Origin of the sequence: Bradyrhizobium sp. LVM 105 (genome assembly GCF_003957705.1) — a bacterium.
Classification (GTDB): Bacteria; Pseudomonadota; Alphaproteobacteria; order Rhizobiales; family Xanthobacteraceae; genus Bradyrhizobium; species Bradyrhizobium frederickii.
In genome coordinates, this window is the sequence record NZ_QZMV01000015.1 from 20,434 (window position 1) to 32,245 (window position 11,812).

6 protein-coding genes are annotated in these 11,812 nt (G+C 63.7%); 5 read left to right on the forward strand and 1 reads right to left on the reverse strand.

Annotated elements, in window-relative coordinates; genetic code table 11:
- The first annotated feature begins 6 nt into the window (after positions 1 to 6).
- Together D6B98_RS30720 and D6B98_RS30730 are read left to right on the forward strand one after the other, a co-directional pair.
- Positions 7 to 765 carry a MotE family protein gene (locus tag D6B98_RS30720; RefSeq protein ID WP_126260774.1) on the forward strand — a complete coding sequence of 253 codons (759 nt, stop codon included), beginning with the start codon at positions 7 to 9 and terminating at the stop codon, positions 763 to 765.
- 599 nt (positions 766 to 1,364) lie between these two features.
- Positions 1,365 to 1,562, forward strand: coding sequence for a hypothetical protein (locus D6B98_RS30730; protein ID WP_126260775.1), 198 nt, complete (start codon positions 1,365 to 1,367; stop codon positions 1,560 to 1,562).
- A 20-nt stretch (positions 1,563 to 1,582) separates the two neighbouring features.
- On the opposite strand, the gene D6B98_RS30735 is transcribed toward D6B98_RS30730, so the two are convergent.
- Positions 1,583 to 5,734 (reverse strand): VCBS domain-containing protein, encoded by a 4,152-nt coding sequence (locus tag D6B98_RS30735; protein ID WP_245481495.1) that lies wholly within the window; start codon positions 5,732 to 5,734, stop codon positions 1,583 to 1,585.
- 506 nt (positions 5,735 to 6,240) lie between these two features.
- On the opposite strand from D6B98_RS30735, the gene D6B98_RS30740 reads away from it, so the two are divergent.
- The 3 genes from D6B98_RS30740 (at position 6,241) to D6B98_RS30750 (ending at position 11,685) form a co-directional block, all read left to right on the forward strand.
- The gene (locus tag D6B98_RS30740) at positions 6,241 to 6,753 is read left to right on the forward strand and encodes a FecR family protein (protein WP_245481496.1); all 513 of its coding nucleotides are present in this window, start codon (positions 6,241 to 6,243) and stop codon (positions 6,751 to 6,753) included.
- A 63-nt stretch (positions 6,754 to 6,816) separates the two neighbouring features.
- Positions 6,817 to 7,710: a tetratricopeptide repeat protein gene (locus tag D6B98_RS30745; RefSeq protein ID WP_245481497.1), complete on the forward strand. Its 894-nt coding sequence runs from the start codon at positions 6,817 to 6,819 to the stop codon at positions 7,708 to 7,710.
- Positions 7,711 to 7,944: 234 nt separating this feature from the next.
- Positions 7,945 to 11,685: a tetratricopeptide repeat protein gene (locus D6B98_RS30750; RefSeq protein WP_164718974.1), complete on the forward strand. Its 3,741-nt coding sequence runs from the start codon at positions 7,945 to 7,947 to the stop codon at positions 11,683 to 11,685.
- The last annotated feature ends 127 nt before the right edge of the window (positions 11,686 to 11,812 follow it).

Consider the following 11,812-nt stretch of genomic DNA (forward strand, 5'->3'; position numbering starts at 1 on the left):
CAGGGTATGAAATCCTTTCGTAACATCCGCGTCATTCCAGTCGTCCTGGTTGCCGTCGCGGGCCTCGCCACGCTGAAGGTGGCGGGCCTCGCGATCAATGGCGGCTATGTGTTCGACTACAAGCCGAACCAGAAATCCTGGGCGCAGGAGAATCTGAACTTCCCGACCGGCCGCGAGGAGCCGGAGATCATCACCGGCTCGACCCATGGCGCGCCGAAGGAGGCGCCCAAGCCGGCCGCGCCCGAGACCAAGCCGGAAGGCACCGTGGTCAAGGTCGATGAAGCCCAGCCGCAGGTCTCGGCCTCAGAGCGCGCGATCCTCGAGCGGCTGCAGGCGCGCCGTCAGGAGATCGAGGCGCGCCAGCGCGAGATCGACATCCGCGAAAGCCTGCTCAAATCGGCCGAGAAGCGTATCGAAGGCAAGGTCGAGGAGATGAAGGCGGTGGAAACCCGCATCTCCGCGACGCAGGCCGAGCAGAAGGCCGCCGAAGCCCAGCGCATGAAGGGCCTCGTCACCATGTACGAGGGCATGAAGCCGAAGGACGCCGCACGGGTGTTCGACCGGCTGGAGATGGGCGTGCTGATCGAGATCGCCTCGGCCATCGCGCCGCGGAAGATGTCGGACATCCTCGGACTGATGTCGTCGGAGGCCGCCGAGAAGCTGACGGTCGAGATGGCGCGCCGCGCCAACGGCGGCGGCGATCAATCGGCCTCGGCCGCGGAGCTGCCCAAGATCGACGGCAAGCCGACGCAAAAGCCGAATTGAGGGCGCGAGGCGAACAGTGCTATCGCGGCCGGACGCGTTGTGGCGTGGTCGTTCGACTGAATCCCAGCGAGACGCCTTGCGTGCCTAATTCACGAAGACCTGTTGCACCCTCCGAGCAGGCGGGCGCCACTGCTTCTCCACCCGAGGAAGAATATCTACCTGCTGCTTGATCGGCAGCGCCTCCGTGACGCGAGTCACGAGCTGCAGCGTGCTATGGCAACAGGAGCACTCAAATGTTTTCAGGGCATATCCTCTGGCAATCGGAACGATCGCGACGACGGCTCTTGCCCTGCTACACACAATGCAACCGGCTTCTCCGTTCATTGATTACCCCCGAAGCTAACCAATGCGATTCGCATCGCCGAGGTCACATCTGATTCAGAGTCGCGCGCGGACCGCAACCTCCCGCAGGTTGTGAGCGCGCGCCCGGCAACTCATCAGCCGACAGATCGAACTCCCGCGGCGGATGCAGTCGAACCAGGGGGCACCCTCTGAGACTGCGATGAGTTGACGCGCGCAGGTGTGAACTGGCGTACAGTGGCGCTCAAGGCGCGGTCCTACGCTTCGGCCATTCGCAATCGGCAGCGCAGGAGAAGGCCATGAACTACTCGTCCGCAGCAGAACGCGTCATTGAGGCCGTCAACCGGCTGCTCATAGCGGCGATGACATCCGCGTGGACATCCGCCCTGAGCCATCAGCATTCAGCTCCGCCAGAAGTTGACGACGGCTACGAGGAAGACTCTTCTCTCGACGAACAGAACTCCTCGGCGCCGGAAGGCGCTGACAAGCAACACTGACGAGGCAATCGACTTGAGCGTCATAGGATTAGATCGTGCAACACATGGCCGTGAACTGTTCCTGCCCCGTGAGGTGGGTCAGCATCGGATGGCGACGTTTCAGCCATGAACGCCAGCTCGGACCCATGGAATCTCTCAGCCTGCCCGTGATGACCGACGAAGTCCGAGGGATGCTCCAACACTGCGCTGTGCAGCGAGCCCGGCGAAGCGTCATCTGTAAACTGGAACGAGCCGCCGAGCTGCTGCGGATTGGCGGGCTTGGATCCGGACGCTCCCTGGGACGGGGTGTGCTGCTCCGCCTCGCTTGACGGCAAATGGTTGGCGCCGCCGCTCGCTGACTTCAGGAGGCTTGGGTTGAGCGTCGTGTCTGCCGTTTCATCGTTGGCATGATCATGGGCATGAGCCGCCTTGGCGGCGCTTCCCGCTGGCAAGGTGCCGTCGTCAGCATCGCTCCCCGGTGCAAACCTGCCCCCGGCGTGGTGTTCGGCAGCGTCATGGACGGAATTCAGCATGGCGACCGGAATGCCGGGCACCTGGCCGCTCGCGGCAATCGCGCCGCTTTTGCCAGCCATTGAGGCCGCGTCGAGCCCGGTCAGGTTGTCGAAGATAAAGCTGGTCTCCGTGTGTGTGACGATGTGCTGCACGATCACCGCCAGTGCGCCGGCTGAGGGAGGTGCCGCGTCGCTGCGCAGCGGCTCGATCGCGAGCGTTTGCACTTCGTCTGAACTGGAGAAGCTGGAATATTCGGTCCGTCCGATCTGGTCCCAGCTCGAATCGAGGCTGTAGACCGCCTCGGTCGATTGGATCGTCGAACTCTCCGCCGCGAGAAGCGTGCCGTCGATGCTGCCGAAATCGGACGAGCCTCCGGAGGCGGTCGTCGCCTCAGCGCTTGCGTCACTCTGCGCGGTTGTGGTGAGGTCGAGCAGCTCGCCGGCAACCGCCATCACAGGTGCCGCCGCTGGCGCCATGATGAAGTCCGACGCGTCGATCGTTGCAATCCCCTGCAAATGAATTTCGAGCAGAGCGGAATCGCCAACGTGCAGGGTCTCGTCGGTTGGATTGACGTACACGATCGTTTCATTCGCCGCGCTGTCATAGATCCAGGCGATCGTATGTGGCGGCACGGCCGTGCTGGTTGAGCTCAAGGCCAATATGACAAACCCAAGCGCGCCAAGAGCAGTCAAGTCGATCTTGTCGGCCCCCGAGGCGAAGTCGGTGATGGTGTCGAACTGGCTTGCGTTGGAATCGGCTACGAACAAATAAGCGAAGCGGTCGTTCCCATTGCTGCCGGTGAGTTGATCCGCACCAAATCCACCGGTTATGGTGTCGCTGCCGTTATTGCCGTTGATTGTATCGCTGCCCGAGCCGCCGTAGATGGTGTCATCCCCATCATTGCCTTTGATCGTGTCATTTCCCGAGCCGCTATAGAGGACGTCGGCTTTGCCGGTCCCGTTGACGGTGTCGCTGCTGGCCCCTGCGTAGATGATCTGACCTTCATCGCCGCCGCCGGCAATGGTTTCGCTCCCGGGCGTTCCATACACGTTGGGTGGATCGGAGATCACTGCAGATCCGGTGGCCAAATTATCAAAATCGTTGGGGTCAGCGTCGCTGGCGCCATGAATGGCGACGGTCACCGTCTGCGTCGTACCGTCGATGGCAGTTATCGTGAATGTGTCGGTCAACATGTCGCCGACGTCGAGCGCCTGAACCACGCTGTTGTTATTATCAAGAGTGTAAGTCCATACGCCGGCCGCGGTCATCGTGAAGGTACCGTATCCGCCGTCACTTGCTGTCGAAGAGATTGCGGTGAACGTGTTCGGCGCGTTGTCGACGTCTGTATCGGTGAGCGTGCCCGTCGCGATCGGAGCGCCAGATGAAAAGGTTCCCGCCTCGGTCACTGAGCCGGTCGTGGTGCCAAAAATGAGGGCCGCGTCATTGCTGCCCTGAATGGTGATCGTCACCACCTGCGGCGTGCCGTCGAGGGTCGTGACCGTGAAACTGTCGGTGAGCGTGCCGCCGACATTGAGCGCCTGCACCGCGCCATTGGCGTTGTCGAGCGTGTAGGTCCACACGCCGGTGGCGGTTAACGTAAAAGTGCCATAACCATTCGTGCTTGCCCTGGGTGAACTCACCGCGGCGAAGGTGTTAGGCGCATTGTCGACGTCGGCGGCGGAGAGGGTGCCAGTTGCGCTCGGGCTGCCGGGTGACGCATTGGCAATGCCGCCCGCCTCAGTCACCGAGCCGGCCGTGGTTCCTGAAACGATGGCAGCATCGTTGGTGCCATGGATGGTGACCGTCACGACTTGGGCAGTTCCGTCCAGTGTGGTGACTGTGAACGTATCGGTCAGTGTCTCGCCGGTATTGAGCGCCTGCACCGCGGCGTTGGCATTGTCGAGCGTGTAGGTCCAAGCGCCGGCGGCCGTCATGGTGAAGGTGCCATAGCCGGCGGTGCTCGCCGTTGGCGAGGTGACTGCCGTGAAAGCATTTGCAGTCGTGTCGACGTCGGTGTCGGTGAGAATGCCGGTCGCGGTGGGCATGCCAGGGTTTGCATTGGCGAGACCGCCAGCCTCGATCACCGCACCGGTCGTCGCGCCGGAGATGATCGCGGCGTCACTGGCTCCGTGGATCGTGATCGTCACCACTTGGGCGGTGCCGCCGATCGTGGTCACCGTAAAGGTGTCGGTGAGCGTGTCGCCGGCGTTGAGCCGCTGCACTGTGAGATCGGCATTGTCCAAGGTGTATGTCCACACGCCGGACGTCGTCATCGTGAAAGTGCCATAGCCACCGGTGCTCGTGGTTGGCGAACTCACTGCCGTGAACGTATTGGGCGGATCGTCGACGTCGGTATCAGAAAGGGTGCCGGTCGCAATCGGCGTGCCAAGCGCTGCATTGTCTATGCCGCCGGCCTCTACGACCGAACCGGTCGTATTGCCGGAGATGATTGCAGCGTCGTTGACACCGTTGACGGTGATTGTGAACGTCTTGCTCGCGGAGGTGAGGCCGTCGGAAACCGTGATAACGAAATCGTCGGTCGAGGGCGATTTCAGCGCGTTGATCGCGACGCTGTTCGGCACGAACGTGTAGGCGCCGCTCGTACTGTTGACGTAGAGCGTCCCGTACGGACCTGGCTTTGACAGATCGTATGTCACTCCTTCGAGGATCGTCTCGTTGGCGGCCGCGCCAATGACCCCAAAGGTCAGCTTGGCGCCGCTGCTGGTGCTGCTGGCGGTGAAAACTCCGCTCGTCGGAGCGAATGTATCAAACACCACCGTATCGAGCTCGGTTGGCCCCGCTCCGGTGCTGAGCGTCGGCGGCACAGGGTCAAGAATGGGAATAACGAATGGTGACACGGGGGCCAGCAGGTTCTGCGGCGCGGGCGCATCGGATGGAATGAAATTGATTGGCTGCAGCGACAGCGATTTGACAAAGGGTGGTGTGCTCGATCCGCGTGGACCTTGCCCGTCTGTGAGATTGGCGAGCACGTCCTGCTGAGCGGCGCGCAACTCGTCCATGCGAGCGGCCGTGTTCGCGACTTGGTTGATACTGATGGTGGAGCCCACCTTCTTGAGGACGATCGTCTCGCCGGGATCTTCGACGATGATGTGTCGCGGGATCCGCTCCTTGGTCACGAGCTCGAATGCGCCGTGCGCAAGGTCCTTGTAGGTAATGGAATCGTCATCCAGGAAAGTGACATCCGGATCCGCGGCTTCGGCATCTTGCGCGGTCGAGAAAGTCAATGCTGCCAGCGTCAGCATCCCGAAACCCCCCGCGTGGCTCCGGGCGCGAATGCCTGCAATGGGCGTATTCACCTGGAGCGCCCCGCCTTTTGCCAACCGGCCCGGGACGAAACTGAAGCTCCCTCGGGTCACGTCGAACAGGGCTGCGAGTGGCATGCCTTCGACGTCGAGGACGAATTCGCTCAGCTCAACGTGAGTGCCGCAGCCGATGCTAAAAAAAGTACCGTCGATGAAGCGAATTGTGATCTGTCCGTCGGCATCGCTCTCCAGCACGTCGCCCCTGTAGATCGGCGCACCAGCTACCGCTTGCGTGGCGATGCCGCTCGCTCGCGTAAGCGTACAGCGACCGATCACCGTATGAATATGGCCGATGAATTCGGCGGGCAGGGCCATGGCGGCCCCGTTATCAGCCTGGATGCCGGAAGCAACTAACATGGCTCGCCCTCGCCTGGGTGATCGTTTCAGGCTCGGCGTGCCGCCTTGCTCGGGGTTCCTCGCCAAGGCACAAAATTTCCTAGCGCCGGCAGCCCCGAAGGCTTGCCCGCCGAAAAATCAAGTCTGAGAGGGAGAGATGCATTGTGCGGGGGACAACGAAGCGTACCGCCATTCCCCGCCGTGCCCCTCCCGCCAATGTGATTAAATGGACAAACGAGATGTATTTAATTTGTGGCGCTCGCTTGACGCTGGATATAAGGTAGTCCGGTTAATAAGATTAAACAATAATTATATTTATTGCGACGGCGTTGCGCGGTTCAAAAAATGGACCGCCGATAGCGGCAAGATCTTCTCAGAAAGGGGGGATCATGTGCAGACCTGCGATAGCCGCTCTGGCGACCGTCCTTGTTGTGGCGCTTGCCTGTTTCTTGCCGAGTGCGGCTCGAGCGCAAATCGATTCCGCCAAGCCCGCCGTCGCTACCGCGTCACCGAAACCGATTGGGAAGGTGGTAGCGGCCGCAGGCTCGGTCACCATCGAACATGCGGGCGCAGTGATCGTTCAGGCGAATGTGGGGAGCGACCCCGGCCGGGCCAACACCGGTGACCCCGTATATCTTGGTGATGTGGTGCAGACCGGGGCCGACGGCCGAGTCGGCATCAATTTTACCGACGGCAGCTCGTTCAATCTATCGAGCAACGCCCGTATGGTGCTGGATCATTATGTATATGAGCCGGCCGGCAAGTCCAATGCGAGCCTATTCAATCTCGCCAAGGGAACGTTCACTTTTGTTGCAGGCGGCGTCGCAAAGACAGGCGACATGAAGGTCGATACCCCCGTCGCCACGCTCGGGATCCGGGGCACGACGCCGCATATCGAGATTTCGGATGATGGGTCGGTCAGATTCTCTACCTTGATCGAAGAGGGCAAGAGCAAGCTCCTGAAGAAGCCGCCGACATCCGCGGCGCCGGAGCCCGATCGAAGCAGCAATCGCAGGCTCAACATCTGTCGGGGATGCTGAGAAACTGGCCTGGTCCGAAGCCGTCTTGATGCCGCAGCGCCGGCCGGGCAGAAATCAAGATCGGTGCTTCGCTCGCTGTCGGAGTGGGATTTTGGTGTGGCAATGACCGCAAGAGCCGGTTTCGTCAACGCGGTGATGCTCGTTCTTATCATTGTGCTGTCCAGTTCGTCTGGCTGGGCGCAGAAGCCGAAGAAGGGCAGCTCCCTCAAGAACGTCGAACTGTGTAACAGCTCAGACCGCGCGTCGCCCGAAGCTCGGATCGATGGCTGCACGGCGTTCATCGAAGCGGGCGAGGGAGCGGTGAACGGCTTCGTTATCGCCTACAACAACAGGGGGAATGCCTATAGCGCTAAAGCCGACTACGAACGCGCGATCAAGGATTTCCTCGAGGCGACCAGGCTTGACCCGAACTATGCGAAAGCCTTCAACAACCTCGGCGTGGCCTATCTGAGAACGGGCGCGAACGATCTAGCGATCGGCGCTCTTGAGGAGGCGCTCAAGCTCAACCCGAACTATGGCGCTGCCTATGCCAACCGCGCGGCAGCCTACTTGAAGACGAACGCGTTCGACCGTGCGGCGCGGGACTATGACGAGGCAATTCGCCTTGATCCGAAGCTGGAGGCGGCGCGGAGCGGCCGCTGTTGGACCCGCGCCGTCCTTGGCGCTTTACAGGCTGCGCTGGAAGACTGCGATATTGTGCTTCGATCGGAAACAAACAACGCGGCAGCATACGACTCGCGAGCTCTTATAAATCTGAAAATGGGGCAATTCTCCGCGGCTATAGATGACTACAACTCAGCGCTGCGGCTCGTGCCCAAGCTTGCCAGCGCGCTGTACGGCCGAGGGCTTGCCCGATTCAAGCTGGGCGACACAGACGGTGGCCATAGCGACATCTCCGCGGCTAAGAGGATCGACGCTGCAATTGACGAAGCTTTTGTCCGCTATGGGGTGCCGTGAACGGACTGACCATCCGCGACAGCACCGTTGTGCAGGCGTTAACAAGTCCTTAACCATCGGCACCTCAAATTCAGATCCAGCGGATCCGTCGACGCTCGATGCGGCACGGCGTGCAGCCCCCAGAGCAAATCAAGATTTAGCATTAACAAGTCCTTAATTGGCGAGACCTACAGTCGAGGGCAGGGGCCGGCGTCAGGACCGGCGTCGACCGTCGAAACGGAAGAAATGCCGCCAATGGCGCGAGAGGCTGCCGCTGGATTTGTGTCGCGAGCCCGCGCTTTCGCGCCGGGCCTGTCGCGTCATGTCCGCGCGGCGGGCATGCTGGCGGTCTGCCTGCTGATCGGCCTCGGTGCGCCGGTCCGGGCGGCCGATCCCGTCAGGGGCGAGGCGACTTTTTCGGCCGGGGGCGGCTTTGCCCGCCTCGTCATCAAGCTCGGCGAGGACGTTCCCTCCGAGGTGGCGACCGCGGGTTCCATCCTCATCATCCGCTTCGACCGGCCCGTCGACGTTCCGGTCGATCGCGTGCCCGAAGGCGCCCCCGATTACATCAATTCCGCGCGCCGCGATCCCGATGGCACCGCCATCCGCCTGTCGCTGGCGCGGCGCGTCACGGTCAACACCATGAACGCCGGCGAGCGCACCTTCATCGACCTTTTGCCCGAGGGCTGGAAGGGGCCGCCGCCGAGCCTGCCGATGGACGTCGTCAAGGAACTCGCCGAGCGTGCGCGCATCGCCGAGCGCGCGCTGCGCGCCCAGCGCGCCGCGGCCGAGACCAAGAAGCGTCCGGCGATCCGCGTGCGTGCCTCGGTGCAGCCGACCTTCGTGCGCTTCGTGTTCGAGATGCCCGACGGTGTCGGCGTCTCCTCCGTGCTCAACGAGCAGAAGCTCACGCTGGCTTTCAATGCCAACCTCAACTTCGACCTGGCGGACGCGGTCGTCGCGGCGCCGCCAAACGTTGCCTCGATCAAGCAGAAGGCCGACATCGACCAGACCAATGTCGAGATCGCGCTGATCGGCGATTCCGACGTGCATTCGTTCCGCGACGAGAAGAACTACATCGTCGACGTGTCTTTCCAGCCCGACAAGGGCAAGAGTGCCGCGACGCCCGAGGCGGCGCTCACACAGATGAAGCCTGGAGGTCACGGACCTCAGCCGTCGCCCGACAAGCCGGCGGCCGAGAAGCCGAAGGACGCCCATCGCGAGATCGTGCCGCCGACCTCCGAGACGATCGCGCGCGAAGCCAAGATCGACGCGAGGCCCGAGGTGAAGCCGGAAGCGCCGGCGGCGATGCCGTCGGCCGAAGCGGCGAAACCGGCGCCGGCTCCCGCGACCGAGGCGGCGCGCGTTCCGGAGGCGGCCAAGGAGGTCGCGAAGGAAATTGCGAAACCGGCGCCCCTAGCTGCCGAAGCTGCGACCGTACCGGCCAGGCCCGCGCCGGCCGAGGAGGCCGCAAAGGAGCCGGTCAAGGAAGCCGCCAAGGAAACGGCCAAAGAAGCGGCCAAGGAAACTGTCAAGCCTGCGCCGCAGCCCACGGTCGCCGGCGTCGATGCGCGTCGCGACAGCGACGGCTTGCGCGTGACGTTCCCGATTCAGGTCGCAACGGCCGCGGCCGCGTTCCGCCGCGGCGATACCGTCTGGCTGGTGTTCGATACGCCGAAGCCGATCGACGTCGAGGCGATCCGCACCAAGGGCGGCGCGATGATCGGCGAGGTCGGGCGCGTCCCTCTCGACAAGGGGCAGGCGGTGCGCATCCGTCTCACCCGTCCGCTGGTCTACTCGCTGGCGAGCGAGGAGGTCGGCAAGGAGACCAACTGGCTTCTGACGCTGGCCGACAAGATCCAGTCGACGCCGCTGCCGCTGATGATATCGCGCAACATCACCGACCCCGCGCTTGCCAACATCGCGATCCCCTTCGCCAACCCGGGCCAGTTGCACAAGCTCACCGACCCCGACGCCGGCGACACGCTCTATGTCGTCACCGCGCAGCGGCCGGTGCGCGGCTTCATCAAGCGGCAGGACCTCGTCGATCTCTCGCTGCTGGAATCCGCGCACGGCATCGCGATCCGGCCGAACTTCGACGAGATCGGCGTCGAGGTCGGCGCCGACAAGGTGATCCTCGGCAAGAAGGGCGGATTGACGCTGTCGCCGGTCGACATCGCGGCCGAGCGGGCGCCGACCGCGGTGCGCCCGGTCTTCAGCCCCGAAGGCTGGCGCAGGGGCCAGTCGGAAAACTTCATGGCGCGCCAGAGCGAGCTGATGTCGGCGATCGCGGCGGTCGAGCCGGCGCTGCGCTCGCTGCCGCGGCTCGACCTCGCGCAGTTCTATATGTCGCGTGCGATGTATTACGAGGCCAAGGCCGTCACCGACGTCATGCTGGCCGATCCCCTCAACAAGGAGGAGAGCGGCGCGCTGATCATGCATGCGATCGCCAGCATCCTGATCGGCCGGCCGGCGCAGGGCCTGAAGGACCTCGCCAATCCCGTGATCGGCAACAGCCACGATTCCCAGCTCTGGAAGGCGCTCGCCTTCGCGCGTCAGGGCAAATGGGCGGACGCGCGCGAGAAGTTCAAGAACGTCGAATTCGCCATCGCCTCGCTGCCGCTCGACATCCAGCGCATCGTGACGATGGACGCGATGCGCGCGTCCCTCGAGGTGAAGGATTATGCCGGCGCCTCCAAGCGCCGCAGCGAGCTCGAAGTGGTCGGCGTCTCGCCCGAGGCCGCGCCCGGCTTCGCGGTGCTGCGCGGCCGGCTCGCCGAGGCGCTCGGCCACGACAAGGACGCGCTCGACGACTACAAGTTCGCAGCCGCCTCGGCCGACCGGCCGGCGGCGGCGGAAGCCAAGCAGCTCGAGATCGCGCTGCGGCAGAAGCGCGACGAGATCGGCAAGGAAGACGCGCTGCGCGAACTCGAGACCCTTTCCATGACCTGGCGCGGCGACTCGATCGAGGTCAAGACGCTCCAGATGCTGTCGCGGATGTATGCCGAGAGCGGTCGCTACCGCGACGCGCTCACCGCGGCGCGCACCGCGACGAGGCTCCAGCCCAACGCGGAAGCCTCCCGCCAGGCGCAGGACCTCGCCTCCGAGCTGTTCACGCAGATCTTCCTGGGACCGAAAGGTGACGAGCTGCCGCCGGTCGAAGCCCTCGGCATGTTCTACGAGTTCCGCGAGCTGACGCCGATCGGCCGCCGCGGCGACGAGCTGATCCGCCGGCTCGCCGACCGTCTTGCCTCGATCGATCTGCTCGACCAGGCCGCCGAGCTCTTGCAATATCAGGTCGACCATCGCCTCGAAGGCGCCGCGCGTGCCCAGGTCGCCGCGCGTCTTGCCATGATCTATCTCGCCAACCGCAAGCCCGACATGGCGATCACCGCACTGCGTGCAAGCCGTATCAGCGATCTCTCCGGCGAACTCAGGCAGCAGCGCCTGCTCTTGGAAGCGCGCGCGCAGAGCGACGTCGGTCGTCACGATCTGGCGCTCGACATCGTCTCCAACGTCGCCGGGCGCGAAGTGCTCCGCCTGCGCTCCGACATCTTCTGGGCGGCACGGCGCTGGCGCGAGGCCGCCGAGCAGATCGAGCTCTATTACGGCGAGCGCTTCCGCGACTTCAAGCCGCTCAACGCGGTGGAGAAGAGCGACATCATCCGCGCCGCCGTCGGCTATGCGCTCGCCGACGACTCGATCGGCCTGTCGCGCTTCCGGGAGAAATACGCGCCGCTGATGAGCGAGAGCGCCGACCGTCTCGCCTTCGACATCGCCAGCAAGCCGGCCGCGGCCTCCAGCGCCGAATTCGCCGAGATCGCCAAGCTCGCCGCCAGCGTCGACACGCTCGACGGCTTCCTGCGCGAGATGAAGCAGCGCTTCCCCGACGCCTCCGCCCGCGCACCAGCCCCACCCCATGCCAAGGACGAAGCCGAGCACACCGGCTCACTGCCCACGATTCCCGTGGTGCGGCAGATCAGGATGACGCGGTAGGCGCCGTCCGCGCGAAGCGCGGCCCGTGACGGCTCGACATTCTCCGTCATTGCGAGCGAAGCGAAGCAATCCAGAATCTTCTCGCGGCGCAGCCTGGATTGCTTCGTCGCAAGGGCTCCTCGCAATG